This is a genomic window from Pyrodictium brockii (genome assembly GCF_055379715.1).
The window spans coordinates 93855-118227 of sequence record NZ_AP042401.1; the positions used below are offsets into that span (position 1 = coordinate 93855).

Genomic DNA, 24373 nt, shown 5'->3' on the forward strand with positions numbered 1-24373 from the left:
TTCGGAGCCCCCTCCCGGCCAACGAGGCTACACCTATCCCCGGGGCCCGGGGGTCCCGGTCCCTCGGGGCCGCGGGCACGCCCCCGCTCCTCCGCTAGGCCCCGGGGGGCCAGGCCCCGGGCGATGGGCGGAGGCTTCCCCCGCGGCCCACACCTGCCGCGGCGGGGGCTACGCGAGCGTTATAGCTCGCAGTATTACCGCTCCTGGAGCCAGGGCCTGCGGAGCCTTGATCGAGCTGCTGCCGGGGATAGAGACCGTCGGCGACCTGCCAGCGGTGTATGTGAGGAGGCTCAACGCGCTTGTGCTCGCCGACACCCACCTGGGCTTCGAGGAGGAGGCGGCCAAGCAGGGCCTCTACGTGCCCAGGATACAGCTGCTCCGCACCCTCGAGGTGCTCCGCGAGGGCCTCGACTCCACCGGCGCCGACTGGGTAATATTCGCCGGTGACGTGAAGCACAGCTTCTCCAGGCTGCTGAGGAGCGAGCGCGAGGAGCTCTCCAGGGTCTTCCAGTACCTGACGAGGGAGAGGGGCGTGAGGGTGACCATCGTGCGGGGGAACCACGACAACTACCTCCCCCTGGTGGCGAGGGACTACGGGGTCGAGCTGGTCCAGGAGCTCTACGAGAGGGGCATCCTGGTGATACATGGGCACCGGAAGCCGCAGGGAGGCTACCCCGGCCCCGTGGAGGCGGTCATCATGGGCCACGAGCACCCCAGCCTGAGGCTCCGAGACAAGCTGGGCTACGTGGCGAAGCTCCCCGCCTTCCTCGTAGCCCCCTACCCGCCCCTCAGGGCGAGGCTAGTGGTGCTCCCCGCGGTGGGCCAGTACCAGACCGGCACAACAGTCTCCCTCAGCCCCGACACCTACCTCTCACCCATCCTCCGCGAGGAGGTGCCCCTGGGGGAGGTTAAGCCCTACGTGCTCGCAGAGGAGCTGGGCGTCCTCGAGTTCCCCGAGCTCGCCCTCCTCGAGGACCTCCTGGCAGAGGTGGAGGTCTAGCCCGGGGGATGGCGAGCAGGCCGGCTCCCCGGCCCCAGCCGAGCCCCGGGGAGGCGGTGAGGCGGCCGCGGTTAGCCGACCCCTGCTACGCGTGCTCCAGGATGTCGGCGGCCTGGCCCAGGAGGTGCCAGTCCAGGCAGCCGCGGGCCCGCAGCACGTCGGCAGCCTCGCGGAGAAGCTCTGCAGCGTAGGCGGCCTCATCAAGGCCGGCGGCGCCCGAGACGAGCTCCTCCAGTATCTCGAGAGCCTCCTCCATCTCAGCCGTGGAGCCGCAGGCCACCTCTACAGCCCGTACGATCGAGTAGGCCTCCTCGACAGCCCTGCGGTACACCACGCCCAGACGGCACCCTCGGGAGCCCCGGGCAGGGGGCGACAGCCCCGGGATAAACCCGGGGCCCCTCCCCGCGGGGTAATGCTAATTCACGCGCGGCCGGTGTAGATGAGGGAGGGATCTAGCCGGAATGGCTGGTGGGGAGATGGGCGCCGCGGACACCGGCGGGGGCCTGACGCCCAGCCAGGCGGCGGTGCTGCTAGCGGTCTACCGCGGCGTTGACAGGGTTGAGGAGCTAGCGAGGGCTCTGCGGCTCCCGCGGGAGACTGTGGAGGATATAGTAGGGGAGCTCGAGGCCATGGGCATGCTGGAGGAGTACAGGTCCGGGCTCATATTCAAGAGGAGGAGGCTCCGCCTGACCCGTAGGGGGCTCGACGCGGTCCCCGAGGCGATGAGGCTCATGGAGCACGCCGCCCAGGCGGCCAAGAGGCTCGTCGAGGCCAGGCTCGCCCGCCAGGAAGCCCGGCGCCTGGAGGCCCCGGCGGACGCCGGGCTTCCTGAGGAGGAGCTGCTGGCCATCGCGCCCCTCCTCCCGATGCTGGGCCTGCTCTCAGCGGCCGAGGCCCTGATGCTCCTAGACCTGCTCTCCGGCCTGGACGCCGGCGGCGCGGGCGGCGGGGGCTAGGCGGCGCGCCAGGCGAGCAGCCCGCCCCTCTCCACCCTCTCGGCGAGCCCCCGCTCCTCCAGGTGCCTAAGGTGGGCCAGCGCCTCCCCCAGTGCGAAGAACCTCTCGGGGACCGGGTACTCGCTCCAGCTGCTGTACCCAGTCCTCCACCGCATCATCCTCGCTGCCTCGTAGCCGGTGAGGGGCCCGTGGCGCCTGAGGAGGTCGAGGACCTCCCGCAGCCTCTGCTCGTGGTGAGCCCGTATCTCCCTGGCCCTGGCCGCCGTGTCGCGGATCACCCCCCGGTGGCCGGGGAGCCCGGTTAGCGGGCCCAGCTCCTCTATCCTCCTGAGCGTCTCCAGGTAGCTGCCGAGCGGGTCCTCGTCCAGGCTGTGGAGCGTCACGTGGGGCGTTATCCCCGGGAGCACGGTGTCCCCGGTGAAGACTAGGCCGTCCGCCACGAGGACTATGTGGCCCGGCGTGTGCCCCGGCGCCTCCACGACGCGCAGCTCTAGCCCCGAGGCGTTGAGCACGCTGCCCCCGCTCAGGGGCCTCCAGTCCAGCTCGGCGGCGCGGCGGTAGGCCTCGAGCATCCTGGAGGCCGGGTGGTAGTGCTTCATCCCCTCCACCTCCTCCCTGGGGGCCCCGCTCCACGCGTAGAGCTCCAGCACCCGCTCCATGAACGAGTCCACACCCTCCCTGACCACCTCGAGGTCGCGGCGCCCCATGTAGAGGCTGGGCTAGCCCAGCTCGGCCAGGAGGGGCGCCAGCGTGGCGTGATCCACGTGGAAGTGGGTAACAACTATGCCGGCTATGCTGCAGGGGCTCACGCCGGCCTCCCGGAGGCCGTGGAGCAGGCCCCTGGCCGCCTCGGCGGTGTACATCCCCGCGTCTACCAGCCAGGGCTCGCCCCCGTCGCCGGCGACGAGGTAGACGTTAACGCTCCTCAGGGAGGGGATCGGGATGGGCACCTCCACCTGGTGGACGCCGGCCCCCTCCAAGACACCTGCGCCGGGGCCCGGCAGGCCCCGAGGCGGCCATTAGGCTTCCGCCCGGCGTGGCCCTGTCCAGACCCGGAGCGAGGATATGGTGAAGTTGGCTGCGAACCCCGCCAGTATCCCGAGGAAGGCCGCCAGCAGGTAGTGGACCCCGAGCCTGGCGAGAGCCTCGCCAACAGCCAGGTAGGAGGCCATCCCGGCCGCCGCGGCGGCGTGGTAGCGCACCCAGTGGCGGAGCCAGCTGAGCCTCCCCGGGGGCCTCTGGCCCCTGAAGGTCCAGGAGTCGTGGAGCACGTAGTTCCAGGTCAGCGAGGCCTCGTAGGCGGCCAGGAGGCTGGGGGGCAGGGGGAGCCCGAGCCGGCCGTGGAGGAGGCCCAGGACCCCGAGGTTGACCAGGGTCCCCGAGGCCCCCACGGCCGCGAACCTGAGGGGCCGGTAGCCGGAGAGCCTAAGCAGGTGGAGCACGTAGCCGGCCATCTCCCTCAGACCGAGCTTGCTCTCGCCCGCGGCGCGGCGGCGGAAGACGTAGGGGACCTCCGACACCCTCCCCTCCGCCGCCACGAGGAGGTCGAGTAGCACCTTCCAGCTCCTAGGCCTCTCGGGCACCCTCCCGGCGAGCCTCCGGGAGACGAGGAAGAAGCCGCTCATCGGGTCGCTCGTCGCCCGGGACTCGGGGAGGAGGAGGTGGGCTAGGAAGCAGGCGACGCGGGAGATGAGGAGCCGGAGCCTGCTCCACCCCTCCACGCCCCCGCCGCGGGTGTAGCGGGAGGCGACCACCAGGTCGGCCCCGCTCCTCAGCGCCTCCTCGAGGAGCCTCGGCACAGCCTCCGGCGGGTGCTGGAGATCCGCGTCCATGACCACTATGTAGCGGCCCCGGGCCTCCCTGAGGCCCCTGGCTATAGCGCTCCCGAGCCCCCGCTCCCCGACCCTCCGGACAACCCTGACCGGGAGCCCGCGGCGCCTCGCGTACTCCTCGGCGGCCCTCCAGGTCCCGTCCGGGCTGTCGTCATCAACCACGACTACCTCGTAGCTTATACCCCGGCCCCCCAGCACCCGGTCCAGCTCATCTAGGAGCCTGGGTATGTTTTCCCGCTCATTGTACGTGGGGACTACGATGGATACCAGGGGCTCCCCGCCCTCCTCGGCGCCCCCCGCTACCTTACCACGAACACCGGCGGCCAGGTCGCCACCCATTCACCCTTCACCGGGTCCCATAGATGGCCCGTGCCCGCCGGCGGCAGCCAGGCACCATGAGCCTTCACGTAGACGGCTCCAGCGCCCGCGGGGAGCCTATAATTATTCTCCATGTACTCCCTGATGAGATCCGGCACGCTGTCTATGCTGGGGAGCCCCCTGGGGCTGTAGAGGAACATGTGGAGGTAGCAGCCGCTGGCCCGGATGGGCTCTATCCTCACAGTCGAGTTCGCGAATATGGTTACCCTCACTACATGGTCTATGTAGTTGTCGAGGTTCCCGCCGTCAACAGGCTTCCATAGATCCTCCCAGAGCAGCAGCGCGTCTATAACCACCTTGTCCGGGTCATCCACCAGCTTGGGGAGCGTGAATACATGCTTATTGCCATTGATGTCTATGACCGTCACGTTATACTCCTCCCCAGCCCGGTACGGGTTTATGAACAGGACGGCGGGGCCGAGCTTGTGCCTCTCCTCCCAGCTGTCCCTCATGCTATAGAGGTCCAGCACGCTGGAGTCTATGAACACCTTTGTGTAGCCGCTGGCCCCCGCTACGCCGCTGCTGGTGGTGTACCTGAAATCGTAGCGGCCGGTGGCGAGGTCCATGTAGAACCAGTGCATCTGGCCGGGGTCTACGCTGAGGTTGCCGAGGTCGCAGCTCACGTCCTCGCCCGCCAGCAGCCCTATGACCGTAATGGGGCTCCTCGCGGCAGAGGTGTCGACGTAGCCTACGCCGAGCGTGCCAGAGCTTGTTGAAACCACCACGCGCAGCCCGCCGGTGTAGCCTCGGAGCCCCGGAACCAGGATGAGGGGGATAGCCACCGCCGCGGGCCTGCCCGGCTCAACCCTGACGGGCTTGGCGGGCCTGTAGACGCCTAGAAGCCTGCCACCATCATCGTATATGTAGATGTGTGTTATGCTGGTGGGCTCCCCAAGGCTGCGCGCGTAGACCACTATGTAGCCCGGGCCGCCTCCCGCAACCTCGATCCTTATGGCCGAGTACACCGCGTGCCTGGCGTTGGCGGGGCTCCCCGAGGGCCCCTCCGCTACATGCACTGCATAGATGTAGATGAAGGCGATGGATATGACGCTGACTAGCAGCAGGAGCGCGCTTGTAACAAGGTGTGATACCCCCATGGGGCTGGCGGGCCGCCCAGCGGGCTTCAAGGGCCAAGTACCTCGGTACCCGGGTGGGATGCGCCGGGGTAGTGGCCTCTAGATAGTCCTCTCCCGTGCCCCAGCAAGGCTATTGCTGTACCAAAAGTACATATGTATGTTGCCCCATGGCCCCCGGGGCTTCGGGGCATAGGCTTCTCCTACGCCATCCCGCCTGGAGGCGGTAGCTGCAATATCCTGCCCGGGGGGCCTCTAGCCCCGCGACAGCCCTGGGGGCTAGAGGGGCCGCCGTCTTGCCGGCCAGGGATGGGCGTGGCCTGCTGGGGGTGCTCCTGGTACTCGTGGTCTACCTCGCCTCGCTGCTGACCCTCTACGTTGAGGGGCTCAACAAGACCCTCGGGATAGACGACTACATCAGCGACGAGGTGTGGTATATACCTGCCTCGGTCAACGTGGCCAGGAAGGTGCTCGGCTGGAGCATGGTGCCCAGGGTGAACGCCAGCCACGCGGTCTACACTGTGTTCTACAACCCCGGCGACTGCAGCGGCGCCGAGGCCAGCGTCCTGCTGCACAGCCTCCTCCCGGGCTCGGCCATAACCTCCAGGAGATACGAGAAGATACACGTCCTCGTGGTCGTGGTCCCCGTTGGGGAGCATAGCCTCGCCCTCTCCCTGCCTAGGCGCTCGACCTGCTTCACCGACGTGGTCCCCGGGGTCATGCCCGACGAGGAGAATATAGACAATTACCTGAACACCGAGCACCCCCCGCTGGTCAAGTACATCCTCGCCGCCGTGATGAGGGCCCGGGGGTTCAGCTTCCCCGCCCTCCGCTGGGCCAGCTTCGCCGCGGCGGCGCTGGGGCTGGCGGCTGTGGCCGCCTCAGCCCTCTGGGCGATGCGCCGCTCCCCGCCCGTCCTCGGCGCGCTCGCCGCCCTGGCCCCCCTCGCCCTCGCGGCGCTGGATAGGAGCGTGCAGTCAATGTCGGCGGTGGCCATGCTCGACGTCTACGCCGCGGGCCTCGACGCCGCGGCTGCCGCGGCGCTGCTGTACGACCGCCCCCTCCTCGCGGCGGTCTTCACCGGGCTGGCGGGCTCGGCGAAGTACACTGGGCTCTTCCCCCTCCCGGCCATCCTCGTCTACGCGCTGCTCCGCCGGGAGAGGCCCGGGAGGACGCTGCTGCTCGCCTCCATCCCCATCCTCGTGGTGCTCGCCCTCTGGGCGCCTTTCATACACTGGATGGGGCCGGCGAGGTGGCTCAACGAGATGCTCGGGGCGCTGCGCTGGCACACCACCAGCAGGCCGCCGGGCGGGCCCCCCTCCACCGGGCCTCTGGGCCTCCTCCTCGGCACCCCCGGCTTCACCCTCTACTACCTCGGCGGCAAGCCCTACCTCGTGGCCGCCTCCAGCCCCCTGGTGACGCTGCCCGCCCTCCTCGCAGCGGCGGCCTTGCTGCTGGCAGCGGGGCTGGAGGCCTGCCTGGGCCTCAGGCCGCGGCCGGGCCCCGCCGCAGCCTCCGCCGCCCTGGTCTCCGCCGTCCTCGGCTACGCCGCCGTCTACGCCGCGGGCAACCACACGCTCTACAACTTCTACGGGGTCCAGCTCTCCATGCTCTCCGGCGTGGTGCTCGCCGCCTCCCCGGCGGCCCGCCCGGAGGCCAGGATACTCGGGGTGGAGAGCACCCGCCTCTGCCTCGCCAGCGACACGGGCGTCCGCTGGCTCGCCGGGCTCTCCGCCTCCGTGGGCGCCCTCGCCTCCGCGGCGCTGGCCCACGGGGCGCCCTGGCCCGGCTGGGCTGCGGGCGAGGCGCCGCTCCTGGCGGCGCTCGCCTCCGGGGGCAAGCTGGCCCGCCTCCTCCTCGCCGCCTCCGCCGCCAGCTTCTACCTGGTCCTGGGCTACAGGCTCGCCCCCCTCCACCACCTGCCGGGCAGGAGGAGCCCCCTCCTGGTGGCAGGCTCCTGGCTCGCTCTGGGCCTCCTGGCCTACACGGGGCCCGCCGGGGTCTTCGCCCCCGTGCTGGCCGTGGCGGCCTCCGCCGGGCCGGGGCTCCTCGACGGCCTCGCCGCCGGGCTCCTGGCGCCCAGCCCCCTCTACGCGGGGCTCGCCGGGCTCCAGGGGGACAGGCTGCGCCGGGGCCTCTACCTCCTAGGCATGGCTGCCGGGCTCGCCGCCGCCTCCGCCGCGGGGCCCTTCTCCCCCAGGGCCCTCGCCGCCTCCGCCGCGGGGGCGGGGCTCGCCGTGCTCCTCGAGGGGAGGCCCAGGCTCCTCCTGGCGGCGCTCGCCGCCTACAGCCCCGACACGATGGCGGTGCTCGCGGCCGCTCCCCCGGGGAGGGGCGGTAGGGGCTACAGCCCCTGGCCCTTCATCGCGGCGGCTGCTGCTGGCGTGGTGCTCCAGAGCAGGCTCCTCCTCCGGGCGGCCGCCGTGGCCTCCGCGCTCGCCGCGCTGGTGGACGAGCTGCCGGAGGGACGCTGAGAAGGGGGCCCGCGGCCCCGGCGCTGTAATATTTCGCCTTCCCGCTACCCTGTAAGCCCGGGGGTGGCCGGGCCTGGCTAGCCGTGCCGCCAGGGCAGGGGCGGCCGCCGCGGCCGCCGTGGCGATCGTCCTGCTGGCCGCTCTCCCGCTCTACGTGGCCTACAGCGGCCTCCACCCCGCCCGCTGCAGGCCGGGCCAGCCGCCGGGCTGGACGAGCCACGAGGACTTCAACGTGTCGACGAGGGACGGCGTGGTGTTGAGGGGCTGGGTGCTCAACCCCCAGGGGCCCGGCGACACGGTGTTCATACTGATGCACGGCTATACCGGCTGCCGCAGCTCCCACTACGTGATGCTGCTAGCCAGGCAGCTGGTCTCCATGGGGTACCCGGTGGTGGTCTTCGACTTCCGGGGCCACGGGCTCAGCGGCGGCACCACCACTATCGGGCCCAGGGAGGTGCTGGACGCCGAGGCGGTGGTGGGCTACACAGCCTCCCGCTTCCCCCATAAGAGGATAGCGCTGGTTGGCTTCAGCATGGGGGCGGCGGTGGCGGTGGTGGAGGGCTCCAGGGACCCGAGGGTCTACGCGGTGGTGGCCGATAGCCCCTACTACAGCCTCCGCCTGGTGGTCCCCAGGTGGATCGAGTACAAGACGCCGCTGCCCGGCTGGATCGGCAGCCTCGCCGCCGCCTACGCCTCAGCGCTCTACGGTATAGACGCCGGCTTCGGCCCGGCCGAGGTGAGGAAGCTGGATAAGCCGCTCCTCGTGATCCATGGCGGCCGCGACCCCCTGGTGACGAGGGAGGAGGCGGGGAAGATAGCCGGGCTCAGCCCCTGTGGCCGCCTGGTGGAGCTGCCGGGCGCGGGCCACGTGGAGGCGGTGGACGTGCTGGGCCCCGCCCGCTACGCCGCCCTCGTGGTGGAGACCGCCCACCGGGCCTGCGGCGCGGCGGGCTAGGCGGGCCCTGGCGCTGCCACGGGGCCGCTACGTCTATCGTCTAAAAAGGTATTCGACTACTGCTGGAGGGGAAGGGCTCTTCTACCACGCCCCGGCCATGCCCGGCGTGCATGGCGTGCCTGTCTTGGCGCGGGGCAGCGGCATAGCAGGCTGGGGCGCCTACGTGCCCCGCTACAGGGTTAAGGCCGAGGAGATAGCTAGGGTCTGGGGCTGGGAGCCCAGCGTCCCCAGGAGCCTCGGCGTGGAGGAGAAGGCTGTTGCGGGCGTAGACGAGGACTCGGTCACTATGGGCGTGGAGGCGGCGCTCAACGCTATAGCCAGGGCCGGCGTGGAGCCTGGGAGAATAGGCGCCGTCTTCTTCGGCACCGAGTCGAAGCCCTACGCGGTGAAGCCCTCGGCCACCATAGTGGCCGAGGCGCTCGGGGTGACACCCGAGACCATGGCCTCCGACCTGGAGTTCGCCTGCCGCGCCGCCAGCGAGGGGCTCCGCTCCGCCCTGGCCCTGGTGGAGGCGGGCCACGTGGAGTACGCGCTGGTGATAGGCTCCGACACGGCGCAGGCCAGCCCCGGGGATGTGCTGGAGTTCACCGCCGCGAGCGGCGCGGCGGCCCTCGTCGTCGGGCCCTCGGGCGACAGCGTCGCGGTGCTGGAGGGCGTCTACACCTACGTGACCGACACCCCCGACTTCTGGAGGGGCGCCCACAGCCCCTACCCCCTCCACGGCGAGGGGTTCACCGGCGAGCCGGCCTACTTCCACCACATAGAGAGCGCGGTGAAGGGGCTCATGGAGAGGCTCGGGCTGCGCCCCGGCGACTTCGACTACGCCGTCTTCCACCAGCCCAACGGGAGGTTCCCCCTGCGGGTGGCTCAGAGGCTCGGCTTCCCCAGGGAGAAGGTGCTCCCCGGCCTTGTCACCCCCAGGATAGGCAATACATACAACGCCAGCGCCCTCCTCGGCTTCGCCAGGGTGCTGGACCAGGCTAGGCCCGGGCAGAGGATACTCCTAGCCCCCTTCGGCAGCGGCGCGGGCAGCGACGCCTACAGCTTCCTGGTCACCGACAGGATAGAGGAGAGGAGGGGCCGGGCCCCCAGCGTGGACGACTACATGGAGGCGAAGAGGTACGTGGACTACGCGGTCTACGCTAAGATGAGGGGACTCTACACGAGGATAGCTTAGAGGGTGGGAGCGGTGGCCAGGGTGTACGTGGCCGGGGTCGGCGTGACCAGGGTCGGGCGCCACTACGGCCGCGGCCTCCTCGACCTCGCGGCCGAGGCTGCTTTCAGGGCGATCGACGAGGCTGGGGTGGAGCCCGGCGCGGTGGTGGTCACCAACATGCTGGCCAGCAGGCTCCAGGAGCAGGACAGCCTCGGCGCCTACATAGCCTCGGGGATAGGGCTGAGGGGGAGGCCCGCCCTGCACGTGGAGGCGGCCTGCGGCAGCGGTGGCGCCGGCCTCTACACCGGCTACGCCATGGTGCGTTCCGGGCTCGTGGACAGCGTGCTCGTGGTCGGCGTGGAGAAGATGACCGACTACCCCACCTCCACCGTCACCTCGGCGCTGGCGCAGGCGGCGGACGCGGAGTATGAGCTCTTCTACGGGGCTAGCTTCACCGGGCTCAACGCCCTCATGATGAGGTACTACATGGAGCGGTACGGCGTCGACCGGGACACGATGAGCGAGTGGCCGGTGATGATGCACGAGAACGCGCTCATCAACCCCTACGCGCAGCTCCGCAGGAGGATAACCAGGGAGGACGTGGCGAGGAGCCAGGTGGTGGCCGACCCGATAAGGCTGCTCGACAGCAGCCCGATAGGCGATGGGGCCGCCGCCGTCCTCCTCGTCTCCGAGGAGCTTGCCTCGAAGCTCCCCGAGAAGCCCAGCGTCTACATAGCCGGGGCCGGGGCGGCCACCGACACGGTGGAGCTGGGCAGCCGGGAGGCCCTCGACCGGATCCCCGCCGCCAGGATGGCGGCCGAGCAGGCCCTCCGCGCCGCAGGGGTGAGGCCCGAGGACATAGACGTGGGCGAGATACACGACGCCTTTACGATAAACGCTATACTCCTCATAGAGGAGCTGGGCTTCGCCGAGAGGGGCAAGGCGGCCAGGGCGCTGGCGGAGGGGAGGTTCCGCCCCGGGGACCGGCCGACCCTCAACCCCAGCGGCGGCCTCAAGGCCAGGGGCCACCCTGTCGGCGCCACCGGCGTCTACCAGGTGGCGGAGGTGGCGATGCAGATCCGCGGCGACTTCCCCGGGGTCCGGGTCGAGGGGGCCGAGACGGGGATAGCGGTTAACATGGGCGGCGACGGCTCAACCCTCACAGCCTTTATCCTGCGCCACGCCTAGGGGCTGGAGGGAGGCCCGGGAGCAGTGGCCCTGCGCATATCCCCCGCGAGGGTCTGGAGGGAGCGCATACCCCGCTACCGTCTGGCCGGCAGGCAGTGCAGGCGCTGCGGCCGCCGCCACTACCCGCCCCGGCCGGCCTGCCCCTACTGCGGCTCCAGGGAGCTCGAGGAGGTCGAGCTGCCCCGCACCGGCGTGGTCGAGACCTACGCGGTGATATACACTGTGATGGACGGGTTCCGGGACAGGGCGCCCCACCCGGTGGCCGTGGTCAGGCTGGACGACGGCACCAGGGTGCTGGCCCCGCTCACCGACGTCGAGCCCGGCGAGATACGGACCGGTATGAGGGTTGAGGCGGTGCTCCGCAGGATAAGGCGCGACGGCGAGCACGGCCTCATAGCCTACGGCATCGCCTTCCGCCCAGCCCTCCGGGAGCCCAGGACGCGGCGGAGCCAGGGGTGAGCCCCCGGCCCCCGGGGCACGCCTAATACCTCCACGGCGCCCCAGCCAGCCGAGGGTGTGCACCGCTCCTTGGGGGAGGAGCGCTCCCTCCGGGATAGGCTCGAGGAGGTAGTCCAGGGCATAGTGGAGGGCAGGATCCGGCTCCACGAGGCCGACCGGCTGCTGGGGAACGCCAACGCCGCCGCGCTGGCGCGGAGGCTGGCGCTGGAGAGGATGCTGGGCGTCGGGCTCTCGAGCATCGGCAGCACCATCCTCGACTTCGAGGAGCTGGTGGGGAGGAACATAGAGAACCCCATAGGCGCGGTCCAGATCCCCCTGGGGGTCGCCGGGCCCCTCCGGGTCCACGGCGAGTACGCCCGAGGCGACTTCTACATCCCCCTCGCCACCACCGAGGGCGCGCTGGTGGCCAGCGTCAACCGCGGGGCCAAGGCGGTGACGCTGAGCGGCGGGGCCCGGGCCCGGGTGCTCCGCGACGGGATGGCCAGGGCCCCCGTCTTCTGGACCCCCGGGGTGGAGGAGGCGGCCCGGCTCGCCGAATGGGTCCAGGAGCACATGGAGGAGGTGCGGAGGGAGGCCGAGTCCACCACCCGCCACGGGAGGCTGCTCGAGATCCAGCCCTTCATAGCCGGGAACATAGTCTGGCTCCGCTTCGTCTACAGCACCGGCGACGCTATGGGCATGAACATGGCAACCATTGCGACCGACAAGGCGGCCGAGTGGATACTCCGCAACTACCCCGGCGAGGCGAAGCTGATAGCAATAAGCGGGAACCTCTGCACCGACAAGAAGCCAGCCCTCCTCAACGCGATCCTAGGCCGCGGCAAGACAGTGGTAGCAGAAGCCACCATAAAGCGGGACATAGCCCTCAGGGTGCTGAAGGCGGCGCCCGAGGACATAGACACAGTGAACAGGGTAAAGAACCTCCTCGGCAGCGCCAGGGCGGGAAGCCCAAGCTTCAACGCCCACTACGCCAACATAATAGCAGCCATATTCATCGCCACCGGCCAGGACGTGGCACAGGTAGTGGAGAGCAGCATGGGCTACACCTGGACCGAGGTGAGAAACGGAGACCTCTACATATCGGTAACCCTCCCCAGCCTCGAGCTAGGCACAGTCGGAGGCGGAACAAGGCTCCCGACTCAGCGGGAAGCCCTAGCCCTCCTAGGAGCAGCCGGTGGAGGAAACCCCCCAGGCGCCAACGCCAAGAAACTAGCAGAGGTAACAGCAGCAGCAGTACTAGCAGGAGAGCTAAACCTCCTAGCAGCCCTAGCAGCCAACGAGCTAGCCAGAGCCCACCGTCTCCTAGGAAGAGGCGAGGCAAAAACCGGCAACAAAAACCCCACAAACCACGGCTAAGACAACCCCCACCGCAGAGAGGATGAGGAGGCACAGAACCGGCAACACAGCACCCAGCAGAAGCACCAGCCCACACCCAACCCCCTCTCCCAATTCTCTTTGCTTTGCTTGGATTCAGGCGCTGTAGGAACCCGAGATCTGGGTGGAGGCTGGGAGGAGGGCTGGTCCCTATCCTTGGCCCGGCGGCGCGGGCTGCCGGCCCCGCACCCGGCCACGGCGGCTGGGGCGTGAGGCGCGGAGCCCGGCGGGTAGGCAGAGCTATAGAGCAATGGAGCCCCCTTCTGGCAACACGGGCCAACACCGATGCCCGGCGATGGAGCCACGTAGCAAAGCACATGCCCCGAGTACGAGGCCGAGGAGCAACCACCCACAACCCCAAAACACGGGAGTCAGGAGCAGAAACGGAGCGGAGCCTAAACGAAGAGGAATTGATAGAATCGGGAGCACTACGGCTCGGAGGAGCAGGCGCGCTCCTTCTCGCTCTTCGGAATCAAATAAATGGAATTGGAAGCTGGCTGGGGTGGGGGCTGTGGATGGGTTGGGGGTTTGAGCGTTTGGTTTACTAGGGGGCTTTTTGTGGCTCCTGGTGTGGCTGTGGCTGCGGAGGTGGCTGGGTATTATCCCTGGCTGGTCTCGTTAGGGATGGTTTGGCTAGGCTTCTGGGTCTTGGTGGGGATAGTGTTGTTTTTGGGCGTGGTGGCTGTGTTCTTGTTCTAGTTCTGCGTGGTGCTGTGTGGGCTAACGGCTTCTCTCTTGGTGCTGGCTGGCTTGCTGTGAAGCCTCCTGGTATGCGGCTTGTGCTGCGTGGGCGTGGGGAGGTTGTTGTTCTTCGTGCTGCCGGCTGTCCTCTGGGCTTGGGGCGTGTGGTGGGGCCTCCCTTCGAGGTGTCTGCGCCCCCGCTCCGGGTTGCTGTGGGCGGGGAGGCTAGCGGGGAGGAGGGGGCGTGTGGCTGGGGCCGGCTGCTTCTGCTCGCGCCCGTCCCCGATGGGGAGGGCTGGCTGTGGGCTAGGGTTTGGGCTGAGGAGCTGGGGCCTCCGGCGTAGCCTGCTTCAAGCCCTCGGGGGCGGCGGAGGGGCTGGGCATGAGTGTTGACGAGTACGTGCTCTCCCTCCTCAGCGGCGCGCCCCCGGGGGGTTGCTGCGCGGGGCCTGGTGGAGGCCGCCCGGCTGGCTCTTGGGGAGGCGCGGGAGGCGCTGGCGCGGGGTGACGCGGGGAGGGCTGCGGAGCGGGGTCCGGGCGGCGGGGCTGGCTGTGAGTGGCTACGCCGCGCTGAGCGGGTCTAGGGCCTGGTTGATAGGAGGAGGCCCTGGGGCTCGTGGAGAGGCTCGTCGAGGCGGTCGAGAGGCTGGCCACGGGGCGGTGGAGGGGCTAGCCTCTGCGGGGTAGGCGGGCCCCGTCCCCGAGGACCCAGTAGTCCCCGTCGCTGCGGCGCTCCAGCTTGTAGATGGGGGCCCGGTGCTTCACCTCCTCGAGGAGGAGGGCGGCCGCGTGGAAGGCTACGCCCCGGGTCTCGGCGGTGACGAGCACGTAGACCGTGGGGTCGCCGGGCCGGCGGGGCCCGTAGTGGTGGATGACCGCCACGTCTATCACGCCGGGGGCCGAGGCGTAGCGCTCCGCCAGCTCGCGCAGCCTCCTGGAGGCATGGGGCTCCACGGCCTCGTACTCCAGGCTCGCCACCTCCGCGCCGTCGACGACGCCCTTGACGAACCCCATGAAGGCTACGAGGGCTCCCCCGCCGAGAAGGGCCGCGCGGGCTGCCATGAGGCCGGCCAGCTGGTCCAGGTCCACCCTCTCCCCGGGCCCGGCGAGCCTCGCCACCAGCACCCCGGGCGGGGGCGCCAGCACCGCTACGCCCCTGCAGCCCTCCGGGAGCCTGTCGCCCGGCTCCAGCCTCCTCCCCGAGGCGTAGACCGCGGCCCTCCCCTGGAGCCCGAGGCCCTCGAGTAGCTCCCCCGCGGTGGAGGCCTCGGCGGCCCGCTCCCCGTCCACGGGGCGGCCGTCCACAAGCCCCACAACCCTTGCCCTGCAGCGCATAGCTGCCAGGCCCGGAACCCCCTAGGCGGGGCCGGGGGTTGTTGTGGGCTCCCCCGGCCCGCAGCGCCTCCATGGCAGGCAGACGCCCCCGCGCCCGGCCCAGCCGCAGCGGGGGCAGCGGTGCACCATCCTGAGCCCCCTGCAGAGCCTGCCCCTGTGGGGCTCCAGCCTCCTCTCCAGCCCGGGGGAGAGGCACCGGGGGCACCTCTCGACGGCCACGAAGACCGCTCTCACCCCCTCCACCCTCTCCTCGACGAGGCGCAGGCCCAGGCCCAGCGCCTCCTCGGCTTCCTCGAGGAGCCGGGTGTAGGCCTCCACCGCCTCCCCGGCGAGCCGCTCGCCGGCCTCCCTCGCAGGCCCGGTGCAGAGGTAGAGGCGGGGGTTGAGCGCCACGGTCAGCTCCCTGGGGAGCCCCTCGACCAGCATCTCCGCCAGGCTGCTGCCCCGGGCGGTCCACTTCGCTATGAACTGGGCCACCCCCTGGAGCCCGAGCTTGGCCAGCACATCCGCGTCGCCGAGGACGGGGTCGCGGCGGGCGCCCCTGCGGAGGATCCCGGCCACCCTGCGGGCCAGCTCCTCCGGGGCGCCTAGCACCTCCAGGAGCCCCGCGGCCTTCTCGGCGGTGTACTCGTCCTCGTCGAGCCCCCTCTCACGGGCCTCGAGCTTCCCGTAGTCGTGGAGGAGGCCGGCCAGGTAGTAGGCCACGGGGTCCAGCCCGAGCCTGGAGGCTATGAGGGAGGCGTAGTGCGCTACGAGGAGCGAGTGCAGCCGGAGCGTGCGGGTCCCCGAGGCCAGCTCCTCGCCCCTGTCCAGCTCCTCGAGTATCCTGGAGGCCAGCCCCAGGGCCCCCGCCGGCGCGGGCAAGCCGCTACACCTCCCCGACGCTGCAGCCCCCCTCCCCCAGCAGGCCCAGGACCGCCTCCAGCGCGGCCCCGAGGCAGCCCGGGCAGGCCTCCACCAGCCTCCCCCTGGCCAGGGGCTCGGCCCTGGAGGCGTCTATATAGACCACGCACCCGCCCTTCGAGACGGCCTCGCCTATGTGGAGGCGGAACCCCTCCACCACGGCCACGTCGACCTCCCCGAGGAGCCTGACGGCGTCCCAGAAGCCGAGCGCCGCGGGCTCGACGAGCATGTACTCGCCGGGCCCCGCCGCCACCACCCTGGAGGCCCCGGCCTCGAGGTAGCGGCCAGTGTCCTTCACCCTGTAGTCCACGCCGTGGTGGACGTGCTTCACCACCCCCACCCTCAGCCCCCGGCGCCTAAGCTCCTCCACGAGCATCGTGCCCAGCAGCGTCTTCCCCACGCCGCTGCCCGAGCCCGCGAGCAGGACCAGCTGCAACCCCCTATCCCCGCGGGGCTGGAGGGGCCGCCTACTTGCCGCTGTGGCCCCGGTGCGGCGGCTGGTGGGGCAGCGGCTGCGGGATGAACTCGACGCCTGGCCTGTTGCCCGGCGCCTGGGGATAGAGCTCCATCAGCTCGTAGACCTCCGGGGGCACCTCGGTCTTCACCGGGAGGCCCAGCTCCCTGGCCTTCTCCGGGGTTATCGGGTAGTCGTGGGTCCACCTGCCCTCCGTCAGCGTCTTGGCGATCTCCCTGGCCCTCTCCTCGCCCATCTTGTCGCGGAGCAGCTCTACTATTGTCTCCTGCATCTCCGCTATAGCCTTCCTCGCTATATCAGCTATTATGAGCGTTGTGTCGCTGGCCTTGTCGCCCTTAACCTCCGCGACCCGGAGCACGCTGGGGGCCGGCACCACGGGCCCCTGGGGGCCCAGGGAGAGCTGGGGGTCGAGGGGCCCCAGCACCGCGTTCGGGTCCATCAGTATCTCGTCGGCGGCCAGCGCTATCAGGGTGCCGCCGCTCATAGCGTAGTGGGGGATTATCACTATCTTCCGCCCCGGGTGCCTCTTCAGGGCCATCGCTATCTGGCTTGCCGCCAGCACCAGGCCGCCGGGGGTGTGGAGTATCAGCGCTATCGGCTTGTCGGGCGGGGTCGTCCTTATGGCGCGGAGCACCGCCTCCGAGTCGTCTATGTCTATGAACCTCTGCAGGGGGATGCCGAAGAACGTGACCCTCTCCTCCCGGTGTATCATCGTCACCACGCGCCAGCCGTACTTCCTCTCCATATTCTTTATCAGCGAGAGCCTGGCCGCCTGGAGCCTGCGCACGCTGAGCGCGGGCTCCATCAGCACTATCAGCAGGAGCAGCCAGAAGAGCAGCGATATGATGCTGCCAGCCGCGTCCCCGTTCAAGGCGAGCCTACACCGGGGGTGTTAGAGGGCGCTGGAGGAGGGTGAAAAAGAGGCCCCTCCCCCCGGGCTAGCCGGCCAGAGTGACTATCTTCTCGTAGAACCAGTTCATCGTCTTGGGGCTCCAGAGCTCGTTGCGGCCCCAGCGGGTCCCCGGCGGCACCTTGACCTCCACGTCGCCGGTCTTCTTGCCGCTCGCGGGGTCTATGGTGTAGCCCCTTATCGGGCCCGTGTAGGGCTCGAAGAGCAGCTCCTTCATGTCTTCGTAGAGCCTCTTTATCTCCTCCAGGGCCTTGGCGGGTATCGCCTGGGTATTGAGGGGCGCCAGGTAGACAGCGCCCTCATGCCGGCCGGCCGTGGACTCGCTGACCGGCCTCCTCCACCTTATCGGGACGAAGTCGCCTATCCTGGCCCAGATGTCCTCCTTCCCGGCCGTCCCGGTTATATTCTTGGCCAGGAGGTAGACGTAGATCGGGGTCCAGTCGGCCACCTGGCCGGTGAGGTGGTACTTGGCTATCCTCTTCGCTATAGGGCTCGTCGAGCCCTTCCCCTTGGTGAAGTACTCGAGCATGTTGCTGTAGTGGCTGAAGCTGTAGACCCCGTACTCTGCAGCCGTCTCTAGCACCGCCGTCGAGTCCTCGGTGTAGGCTATAGCGTCTACCTTGTACTGGTTGATCAGGGTCTCGGCATACTGGCGGGCCTTGTCGGGGTTGAACCAGGCGTGCAGGGGCGGGGAGACATAGATCTCCAGCTTCTCCCCGTTCCCGCACTTGCCCATAAGCTTGGCGCCGTGGACGGAGCCCATGGCGTAGGCGTTTATGTGGCGCACCACCTCTGGGGTCAGGAAGGCGGGCACGTAGCCTACCCTGCAGGTCTTGGTCACGGCGCCGGCGGCTATCCCGTTGAGGTAGTAGAGCTGGTAGAACTCGGCGAAGTAGGTCACCACGTTGGGCAGGTCCGCGAACTCCTCCCAGGGCCCGCTGCAGTGGTAGAACGTCACGTCTGGGTACTCCCTGGCCAGCCTCTTCACAGCGTCCATGAAGCCGTAGCTGGTGGCGAAGACGGCGTCGAAGCGCTCCTGCTCGAGCGCCTGCTTTATAGCCTGGTAGGCCTGGTCCTCGGCCACCTTCTCCAGGTACTTGGTCTCCACGAGGCCGTGGAGAATCCTCTCAGCGTTCCTCCTCCCGACGTCGTGCGCGTGGGTCCAGCCGTAGTCGCCTATGGGGCCCACGTAGACCCAGAGCGCCCTGAGCCTCCCCCCGGCCCCGCCGGCCTGGGCCCCGGCGGCCGCCGTCCTGGTGACGGTCACCGTCCTGGTCTCGGTCAGCGTCCCGGCCTGGCCGCCCCCGCCGCCCCGGAGCCCGTAGCCGAGCCCGGCGCCTATTATGAGACCGGCTACGCCGGCGCCGAGGGCCTTAAGGAACTCGCGCCTGTCCGTCATCCAGGCCTGCACCCATGGCGAGGGGGCCGGGGGCCCCGGGGCGGTTATTAAGCGGGTTCTATAACGCGTGGAGCGCTCCTTGTTAAAACAGCCGTGTTAACGAGACCCCGGGGGCGTGGAGACCGGGGATGCCTGGGAAGCGGGGCGGGAGGCTGGAGCGCGCCCAGCTATCCACGGTGGTGGCGGCCGCGCTCCGGCTGGCGAAGAGGAGGTACAGCTACAGGGAGCTCTCCAAGGCGACGGGGGTGCCGGCGCCCCTCCTCTCCCGCTACGTCACCGGGAGGAGCCTCCCGGGCCCGGAGAAGGCGGGGGCTATCCTGGAGGGCCTCTGGAGGCTCGCCGACCCCCGCAGGGCGCTGGCCGAGAGGATGGCTGAGACCGGCGGGGTGCTCGACACCAGCATAGTGCTGACGGACCCCCTCTACCTGCTGCTGGCGACCCTCTACTACACGAGGAGGCTCCAGGGCCGGGGGGTTACGAGGATCCTCGTGCCGGAGGCCTCGGGGATACCGCTGGCGACCAGCCTCAGCCTCGCGCTTGAGACCCCGTTCACGGTCGCCAGGCGCCGCCGCCCCGGGCTGGAGGGCTACGACTGCAGCCCGGGGGAGCCGAGCTTCTGCATACCCAGGGGCACGCTGGGGAGGAGCGACCGGGTGCTTGTGGTGGACGACATCGTGGAGACCGGCCGCACCCTCAGGGCGCTCCGGCTCCTGGTGGAGCGGGCCCGGGCCCGGCTGGAGGCGGTGGCCGCTGTGGCGGTGGTGGGGGAGGAGTGGAGGGAGACGAGCGGCGTCGAGGAGGTTGAGGCGCTGATACACCTCACCAAGCCGGGGATGAGCAGGAGGATGCCGGGGCTCTAGCCCCGGGGGCTCAGCCTTAAATCCTGTGGGCTGGGCGTGGGCTACGCGGAGGCTGGGCGGAGATGAGCCGGGTTCACCGCTAGCCCGGGACTCCTCCCTGTGGCTGGCCTGCCGGCGGCTCTCCAGCGGCCGCTCCAGGGGGTGCAGCGGCTTGACCCTGAGGATAGCGGTGCCTAGCAAGGGCAGGCTGAGGGAGCCCGTGCTCCGGCTCCTCGAGGCCGCGGGGATCGAGCCCCAGTACAGCCCCGACTCCGCCAGGGCGCTGATAGTGCCCACCAACTGGGAGGACGTGACTCTGGTCTACGTGAGGCCCGAGGACATACCCGCGGTGGTCTCCGCGGGGGGCGCCGAGCTGGGGGTGACGGGGCTCGACTATATAGCCGAGCACGGCGGCGAGGGGCTCGAGGTCGTCGAGGGCCTCGGCATAGGGAGGGCCCGGCTGGTAGTGGCGGTGCCGGACGAGGCCCCGGTTGAGAGGGTGGAGGACCTGCCGGACGGGGTGAGGGTGGCCACCAAGTTTGTCAACATAGCGAGGAGGTTCTTCGAGGAGTCGGGGGTCCGGGCGAGGATCGTTAGGATAACCGGCTCCGCGGAGGCCATGCCGAGGCTCGGGGTGGCCGACGCGATCCTCGACGTCTCCTCCACGGGCACGACCCTCAGGCTCCACAGGCTCAGGGTGATAGCCGAGGTTATGAAGACCGAGGCTAAGCTCATCCGGGGCCACCACGTGGACCCGGGCGACCCGGTCGTGGAGGCAGTGGTGGAGGCGCTGCGGAGCGTGGTGAGGGCCCGGGGGTACAAGCTGGTGCTGATGAACGTGCCGGTGGAGGCGCTGGAGAGGGTGCTGGAGGCGCTCCCCTCCATGTCGGGGCCCACGCTGGCCAGGGTGGAGGGCCCGAGGCCCATGATGGAGGTGGTCACCGTGGTGCCCGAGGACCGGCTCGCCAGGGTGCTCGTGGAGGCCCGGAGGAGGGGCGCCCGCGACATACTTGTTCTGAGCGTGGACAGGGTGATACCCTAGCCATGCCGAGGCTGGCCTCGAGGCCCAGGCTGGTGCCCAGCATAGACGTCTCCGGCTGCGAGGCGGTGAAGAGGGTGAGGGGCCTGCCGGGCACCGGGCTCCGGCTCGGCGACCCCCTCCGCCTCGCCCTCCACTGGCACAGCCTCGGCGCCGAGGCGATCCACATAGTGGACCTGGACGGCGCCGAGAGGGGGAGGCCCAGCCGCTGCGTCCTCGAGCTGGTCTCGAGGGTGAAGAGGGAGACCGGGGCCAGGGTGCAGCTGGGCGGGGGGCTGAGGAGCATCGAGGCGCTCCGCGAGGCCTACGCCGCCGGCGCGGACCGGCTGGTGGTGGCCAGCGCCTGGCTCCGCGACCCCGGCTTCCTGGAGGAGGCGGTCGAGGCGCTCGACAGCGGGGTGTTGGTAGCGGCGGTGGAGGAACACTGGGACGCCACCCCTGCCTCCCAGGGCTGGAGGCTCCGGGAGCCCCTCACCCTGCGGGAGGCCGTGGAGAGGGCGGCCTCCACCCCGGGGCTCTGGGGCATACTCTACACCCAGGTCTTCCACGAGGGCGAGGGGAGGGGTGTCGACCTCCACCGCGCCGCGAGGCTCGCCAGGCTCGCCAGGGAGCGTGGCGTGGAGAGGCTCGCCTACAGCGGCGGCGTGGCGGGGCCCAGGGACCTCGAGCTGCTCGCCCCCCTGGGCTACGACGAGGCCGTGGCTGGGATGGCCCTCTACACCGGCGCCCTCAACCCCCTGGGCCTCCTCTAGCAGCACCGGCCGCTCCGGGGCTGCATCCTTAACCCTCGGGGACGCGTCCACCCGGAGGCACCCGTGCGGAGGCTGAGGGAGTCTTGGCCAGGCGTGCCCGAGTCGAGCGCGTCACGGGGGAGACGAGGGTCCTGGTGGACCTCGACCTCGACGCCCGCGAGCTGCGGGGGGTGAGCGTGTCCACCGGCGTGCCCTTCCTCGACCACATGGTTGAGACCCTCGCCTACTACGCCGGCTGGGGCCTGGAGGCCCGGGTCGAGGAGGCTAAGAGGGTCGACGACCACCACGTGGCGGAGGACCTCGCCCTGGCCCTGGGCGAGGCTGTGGCCAGGGCGGTGGCCTCCGGCGGCTACCGCGTCGCCCGCTTCGGCCACGCCATAGTCCCCATGGACGAGGTGCTCGTCCTCGCGGCCGTCGACTACTCGGGGAGGCCCGGGGCCTGGGTCGATCTCCCCTTCACCAGGGAGGAGGTGGGCGGCCTCGCCACGGAGAACATCCCGCACTTCGTGTGGAGCCTCGCCTCCGCCTCGGCGATGACGGTGCACGTGAGGGCCCTCCAGGGCGGGAACAACCACCACCTGGCCGAGGCCGCGTTCAAGGCCCTGGGCATGGCGCTCCGCCAGGCCCTGGCGCCCAGCGCCGCGGTGGTCTCCACCAAGGGCGTGATCCTGCCCCCGGGTGCGGGGGCCAGGGGAGGGGCGGGGGAGGAGTAGCGCCGGAGGCGTGTGGCGCTGCTCCGGCGGGGGCTGCAGGAGCCGGGGAGCTACCTGGCCATGCTCAGCGCCGTGGCCTAGGGGGATTGGGCCGGGCGAGGCGGCGGGCGTGGACCCGAGGAGCGTGCCCCGGCCTCGCCGAGCCGCCGGCCCTTAGCCCTCCCAGTCCCCGGGCGCCGAGAGGGCGGCGAGGGCGGCCTGGACCACTAGGTGCTGGAGCCCCTGGAGCCTGCGGGGCGGGAGCGGGTAGGCAGCGGCGTTGTCCGGGTCGAGGAGCAGCACCGCGTCGAGCCGGGCCTCCCGCAGCATGCCGGCGTCCAGCGGGGGCCTGGTGTAGAACATGTCGACCAGCCTCTTCAGCCACGCTACCTCGTCCACGCTCCTCCTCCACGGGGGCTCCAGGAGGGCCGGGTGGATGGGCGCGGCGTAGCCGAGGGGGATCGCGAGGGCAAACCTGTCCCCCAGCCTGCTGTACCTGGCCGCCTTGGCCGCGAGCCTCGCGGCGTGGTAGGCCAGCGGGGCATGGCTCCACCGGGGCGGGGTGTAGCCGGTCTCGACCTCGACCACCAGCGTCTCCCCGCCGCCGCGGGCAACCACGTCGGCCACAAGCCCCTCCACGGGCTCCTCGACCGACACAGTGTAGCCGTCCCGGTGGAGCCAGAAGGCGGTGAGCGCCTCGAGCACAACGTGGCTGGCGCCGAGGACCCCGTGGGCGTAGAGGCCCGAGAGCCGCTCCACGACCGGCTGAGCCTCCCCCGGCCCCAGCCCCAGCCTCTCGGCCAGGCGGCGGAGGAGGCCAGCCATCCTCTTATACCGGAGGCCGCGGGGCACCGGGTAGCCCGTCCAGGGGGCTGCGGTATCACAGCCTTAGCTCCAACGCGGCCACAGGAGGAAGACGCCAGGCCCCGCCGGGGTCTAGCCCTCCACGGTCACCGGGGCCTCCAGTTCCACGCCCCCGGGGGTAGAGGGCCTGGAGCAGGTCTCCCCGGGCCCCGCCATGACGAGCACCAGGGCCTGGTAGTAGGCCCCGCTCCTCCGGGCGGGCAGCTCGAGCCCCGCCACCCTGCCGGTCCCCCGGTCCACCAGCCTGAAGTGGAGGGTCTGGGCCCCCGGGCGGAAGAGCCCAGGGCCCACGCCGGGGTGTAGCCGTAGCCCCCCACGGCCCTGGCCCTGGCCTTACTCAACTAGGAGCGCGTAGCTCCTGGTCGAGCCGCTGGCCGTGTACCATCCCGTCGTGTTGCCCGGCCCCGCCCCCGCCGGGATCAGCCTGGCCCTCTCCCCCGGCTCCACCTCCACAACAGCGATCTCTTATCCTGGCCCTCCCGGTGCCCTCGGCCCTCCAGTGGAGGGCTAGGCTGATGCTGCAGTTCCCTGGCTCGAGCTGCAGGGGCGCATCGTACCCGGGTATGAGCATCTGTATCCTGAATCGGGGCATCCCGTGGGCGAGCAGACAGGGCATGTTGATAGTGTAGCTCCTCCCGGGCGCGCTCAGGGTCATCCTGCCCCTACCAGTATCCTCAGCCCCGGCTCAACGCTCCGGCCCACCGGGCGGGCGACAACCTCCACCCCCTCCCGGCTGCCAGACAGGTGGTGTTTGCGAGCACCAGGCTCCCCTCGGACCTGTTCGCGTAGATCTCGGCCTCTATGACGCGGTACCCGGCCGCCGCGGCCTAGCCGCCCGGCGCTCCCCGGTGGAGGGCGGTGTAGGCGGCGAGGGCGGCGAAGACCGGTGTGAGGAGCGGCGCCGCCCTCCACGTCCCGTCCTCATCCCTGGCGGCCGCCTCCCAGCCCTGCAGCCCCTGGAGAAGGGTCTCCGCCCCTGTTATCGCTGCCGCCCCCATCCCCGCGCCGTGGTAGGGGGATAAACCCGGGGGCAGGGCCTGGCTGGAGCGGGGAGCCTTGAGGATCAGCAACGCCGTGCGGGGCCTCGCCTGGCTGGCGATGATAGCCGCCCTGCCCCTCGCCGGCCGCGCCCTGGGGGCTGGATGCTGCTGCCCCCTGGCCTGCCGCGCCGCCGGGGCCCTGCTGCTCCTCGTGGTGCTCCGCGCCGCGGCCGTCACCGGCCGCTACCTGGCCGTCTACGGGAAGAGCAGCCCCGGGAGGGGCTTCGGCGAGCTGGACCGGCTGGTCACCGTGGGGCCCTACTCCTGCATGAGGCACCCCATGCACTTCTTCCTGGCCTGGCTCCCGCTGGGCGTAGCCCTCCTGCTCGCCGAGCCCGGCGCCGTGGCCCTGGCGGTGGCTGAGGCTGTACTTGTCCTCGCCCTGGCCGTGGTGCTGGACGAGAGGGAGAGCCTGGAGAGGTTCGGCGAGGCGTACCTCGAGTACCGGAGGAGGGTCCCCGCCTTCAACCCCCGGCCCCGGTGCCTCGCCAAGGCCCTCGGCCCGAGGCCGCCGAGGAGGGGCCGGGGGAAGGGGTTATAGCAGGGGCTTCCGGTGGGCCCCTGGGCCCGTGGACTCGTCTCCGGCAGGCACTGCTCCA

General features: G+C 70.4%; 26 protein-coding genes. 13 read left to right on the forward strand and 13 right to left on the reverse strand.

The genetic code is table 11. The features are described from left to right. The first annotated feature begins 226 nt into the window (after positions 1–226). Entirely contained in the window at positions 227–1000 is a 774-nt protein-coding gene (locus ACZ42Y_RS00565; RefSeq protein ID WP_070807803.1) for a metallophosphoesterase, read from the forward strand. A gap of 85 nt (positions 1001–1085) precedes the next feature. On the opposite strand, the gene ACZ42Y_RS00570 is transcribed toward ACZ42Y_RS00565, so the two are convergent. Then, positions 1086–1334, reverse strand: a complete 249-nt coding sequence (locus ACZ42Y_RS00570; RefSeq protein ID WP_058370268.1) for a hypothetical protein — start codon at positions 1332–1334, stop codon at positions 1086–1088. 127 nt (positions 1335–1461) lie between these two features. Here ACZ42Y_RS00570 and ACZ42Y_RS00575 point away from each other — a divergent pair, with 127 nt between their 5' ends. After that, on the forward strand, positions 1462–1956 hold the full coding sequence (locus ACZ42Y_RS00575; protein WP_058370267.1) for a MarR family transcriptional regulator: 495 nt from the start codon (positions 1462–1464) through the stop codon (positions 1954–1956). Here ACZ42Y_RS00575 and ACZ42Y_RS00580 read toward each other — a convergent pair. From ACZ42Y_RS00580 to ACZ42Y_RS00595, 4 genes are read right to left on the reverse strand one after another with little or no spacing between them, the layout of a single operon-like run. Further along, positions 1953–2663 (reverse strand): MBL fold metallo-hydrolase, encoded by a 711-nt coding sequence (locus ACZ42Y_RS00580; RefSeq protein WP_058370266.1) that lies wholly within the window; start codon positions 2661–2663, stop codon positions 1953–1955. The two genes, ACZ42Y_RS00575 and ACZ42Y_RS00580, sit on opposite strands and share 4 nt — an antisense overlap. Before the next feature lie 12 nt (positions 2664–2675). Further along, positions 2676–2936, reverse strand: coding sequence for an MBL fold metallo-hydrolase (locus ACZ42Y_RS00585; RefSeq protein WP_058370265.1), 261 nt, complete (start codon positions 2934–2936; stop codon positions 2676–2678). A gap of 39 nt (positions 2937–2975) precedes the next feature. After that, entirely contained in the window at positions 2976–4127 is a 1152-nt protein-coding gene (locus ACZ42Y_RS00590) for a glycosyltransferase (protein ID WP_083494425.1), read from the reverse strand. Continuing rightward, entirely contained in the window at positions 4088–5293 is a 1206-nt protein-coding gene (locus ACZ42Y_RS00595; protein WP_058370264.1) for a hypothetical protein, read from the reverse strand. The genes ACZ42Y_RS00590 and ACZ42Y_RS00595 overlap by 40 nt, the downstream gene beginning before the upstream one ends. Before the next feature lie 242 nt (positions 5294–5535). Here ACZ42Y_RS00595 and ACZ42Y_RS00600 point away from each other — a divergent pair, with 242 nt between their 5' ends. The 6 genes from ACZ42Y_RS00600 (at position 5536) to hmgA (ending at position 12827) form a co-directional block, all read left to right on the forward strand. Then, positions 5536–7713 (forward strand): hypothetical protein, encoded by a 2178-nt coding sequence (locus tag ACZ42Y_RS00600; RefSeq protein ID WP_058370263.1) that lies wholly within the window; start codon positions 5536–5538, stop codon positions 7711–7713. 118 nt (positions 7714–7831) lie between these two features. Continuing rightward, positions 7832–8668, forward strand: coding sequence for an alpha/beta hydrolase (locus ACZ42Y_RS00605; RefSeq protein WP_464735513.1), 837 nt, complete (start codon positions 7832–7834; stop codon positions 8666–8668). A gap of 115 nt (positions 8669–8783) precedes the next feature. Next, entirely contained in the window at positions 8784–9845 is a 1062-nt protein-coding gene (locus ACZ42Y_RS00610; protein ID WP_464735797.1) for a hydroxymethylglutaryl-CoA synthase, read from the forward strand. Positions 9846–9857: 12 nt separating this feature from the next. Beyond that, a complete protein-coding gene (locus tag ACZ42Y_RS00615; RefSeq protein ID WP_058370260.1) occupies positions 9858–11012 on the forward strand; it encodes a thiolase domain-containing protein in 1155 nt (384 codons plus the stop codon). A gap of 24 nt (positions 11013–11036) precedes the next feature. Next, positions 11037–11471 (forward strand): Zn-ribbon domain-containing OB-fold protein, encoded by a 435-nt coding sequence (locus tag ACZ42Y_RS00620; protein ID WP_168371206.1) that lies wholly within the window; start codon positions 11037–11039, stop codon positions 11469–11471. 69 nt (positions 11472–11540) lie between these two features. Continuing rightward, entirely contained in the window at positions 11541–12827 is a 1287-nt protein-coding gene (gene hmgA, locus ACZ42Y_RS00625) for a hydroxymethylglutaryl-CoA reductase (NADPH) (protein WP_058370259.1), read from the forward strand. A 1368-nt stretch (positions 12828–14195) separates the two neighbouring features. On the opposite strand, the gene ACZ42Y_RS00630 is transcribed toward hmgA, so the two are convergent. The 5 genes from ACZ42Y_RS00630 to ACZ42Y_RS00650 form a co-directional block, all read right to left on the reverse strand. Next, a complete protein-coding gene (locus ACZ42Y_RS00630; RefSeq protein WP_464735514.1) occupies positions 14196–14816 on the reverse strand; it encodes a molybdenum cofactor biosynthesis protein MoaE in 621 nt (206 codons plus the stop codon). A 66-nt stretch (positions 14817–14882) separates the two neighbouring features. Next, positions 14883–15725 carry an HD domain-containing protein gene (locus tag ACZ42Y_RS00635; protein ID WP_058370257.1) on the reverse strand — a complete coding sequence of 281 codons (843 nt, stop codon included), beginning with the start codon at positions 15723–15725 and terminating at the stop codon, positions 14883–14885. 4 nt (positions 15726–15729) lie between these two features. Further along, positions 15730–16200, reverse strand: coding sequence for a molybdopterin-guanine dinucleotide biosynthesis protein B (locus tag ACZ42Y_RS00640; RefSeq protein ID WP_058370256.1), 471 nt, complete (start codon positions 16198–16200; stop codon positions 15730–15732). 31 nt (positions 16201–16231) lie between these two features. Beyond that, the gene (locus ACZ42Y_RS00645; protein ID WP_464735798.1) at positions 16232–17044 is read right to left on the reverse strand and encodes an SDH family Clp fold serine proteinase; all 813 of its coding nucleotides are present in this window, start codon (positions 17042–17044) and stop codon (positions 16232–16234) included. Positions 17045–17177: 133 nt separating this feature from the next. Next, the gene (locus tag ACZ42Y_RS00650; RefSeq protein WP_464735515.1) at positions 17178–18548 is read right to left on the reverse strand and encodes a BMP family ABC transporter substrate-binding protein; all 1371 of its coding nucleotides are present in this window, start codon (positions 18546–18548) and stop codon (positions 17178–17180) included. A gap of 128 nt (positions 18549–18676) precedes the next feature. On the opposite strand from ACZ42Y_RS00650, the gene ACZ42Y_RS00655 reads away from it, so the two are divergent. The 4 genes from ACZ42Y_RS00655 to ACZ42Y_RS00670 all read left to right on the forward strand — a co-directional run bounded on the left by ACZ42Y_RS00655 (position 18677) and on the right by ACZ42Y_RS00670 (position 21891). Further along, a complete protein-coding gene (locus ACZ42Y_RS00655; RefSeq protein WP_058370253.1) occupies positions 18677–19408 on the forward strand; it encodes a phosphoribosyltransferase family protein in 732 nt (243 codons plus the stop codon). 151 nt (positions 19409–19559) lie between these two features. Next, positions 19560–20429 (forward strand): ATP phosphoribosyltransferase, encoded by an 870-nt coding sequence (gene hisG / locus ACZ42Y_RS00660; protein WP_236698094.1) that lies wholly within the window; start codon positions 19560–19562, stop codon positions 20427–20429. Between the two features lie 2 nt (positions 20430–20431). After that, positions 20432–21178 (forward strand): 1-(5-phosphoribosyl)-5-[(5-phosphoribosylamino)methylideneamino]imidazole-4-carboxamide isomerase, encoded by a 747-nt coding sequence (locus tag ACZ42Y_RS00665; RefSeq protein WP_058370252.1) that lies wholly within the window; start codon positions 20432–20434, stop codon positions 21176–21178. Positions 21179–21261: 83 nt separating this feature from the next. Then, a complete protein-coding gene (locus ACZ42Y_RS00670; RefSeq protein ID WP_058370251.1) occupies positions 21262–21891 on the forward strand; it encodes an imidazoleglycerol-phosphate dehydratase in 630 nt (209 codons plus the stop codon). A gap of 153 nt (positions 21892–22044) precedes the next feature. Here the strand turns inward: ACZ42Y_RS00670 and ACZ42Y_RS00675 are convergent, their stop codons facing one another. The 3 genes from ACZ42Y_RS00675 to ACZ42Y_RS00685 form a co-directional block, all read right to left on the reverse strand. Beyond that, positions 22045–22722 carry a hypothetical protein gene (locus tag ACZ42Y_RS00675; protein WP_464735516.1) on the reverse strand — a complete coding sequence of 226 codons (678 nt, stop codon included), beginning with the start codon at positions 22720–22722 and terminating at the stop codon, positions 22045–22047. Positions 22723–22806: 84 nt separating this feature from the next. After that, a complete protein-coding gene (locus tag ACZ42Y_RS00680; protein WP_464735517.1) occupies positions 22807–23025 on the reverse strand; it encodes a hypothetical protein in 219 nt (72 codons plus the stop codon). A 536-nt stretch (positions 23026–23561) separates the two neighbouring features. Then, complete coding sequence (locus ACZ42Y_RS00685; protein WP_464735518.1) at positions 23562–23804, reverse strand: hypothetical protein; 243 nt, start codon at positions 23802–23804, stop codon at positions 23562–23564. Here ACZ42Y_RS00685 and ACZ42Y_RS00690 point away from each other — a divergent pair. Next, positions 23791–24315: a methyltransferase family protein gene (locus ACZ42Y_RS00690; RefSeq protein WP_464735519.1), complete on the forward strand. Its 525-nt coding sequence runs from the start codon at positions 23791–23793 to the stop codon at positions 24313–24315. The genes ACZ42Y_RS00685 and ACZ42Y_RS00690 overlap by 14 nt on opposite strands. Positions 24316–24373: the final 58 nt, after the last annotated feature.

What these genes read in the sequence shown, in the direction of transcription:
- ACZ42Y_RS00575 (WP_058370267.1), top strand. Translation starts at nt 1,462, where the DNA reads ATGGCTGGTGGGGAGATGGGCGCCGCGGACACCGGCGGGGGCCTGACG.
- ACZ42Y_RS00580 (WP_058370266.1), bottom strand. Translation starts at nt 2,663, where the DNA reads ATGGGGCGCCGCGACCTCGAGGTGGTCAGGGAGGGTGTGGACTCGTTC.
- ACZ42Y_RS00590 (WP_083494425.1), bottom strand. Translation starts at nt 4,127, where the DNA reads ATGGGTGGCGACCTGGCCGCCGGTGTTCGTGGTAAGGTAGCGGGGGGC.
- ACZ42Y_RS00645 (WP_464735798.1), bottom strand. Translation starts at nt 17,044, where the DNA reads ATGGAGCCCGCGCTCAGCGTGCGCAGGCTCCAGGCGGCCAGGCTCTCG.
- ACZ42Y_RS00650 (WP_464735515.1), bottom strand. Translation starts at nt 18,548, where the DNA reads ATGACGGACAGGCGCGAGTTCCTTAAGGCCCTCGGCGCCGGCGTAGCC.
- ACZ42Y_RS00655 (WP_058370253.1), top strand. Translation starts at nt 18,677, where the DNA reads ATGCCTGGGAAGCGGGGCGGGAGGCTGGAGCGCGCCCAGCTATCCACG.
- ACZ42Y_RS00665 (WP_058370252.1), top strand. Translation starts at nt 20,432, where the DNA reads ATGCCGAGGCTGGCCTCGAGGCCCAGGCTGGTGCCCAGCATAGACGTC.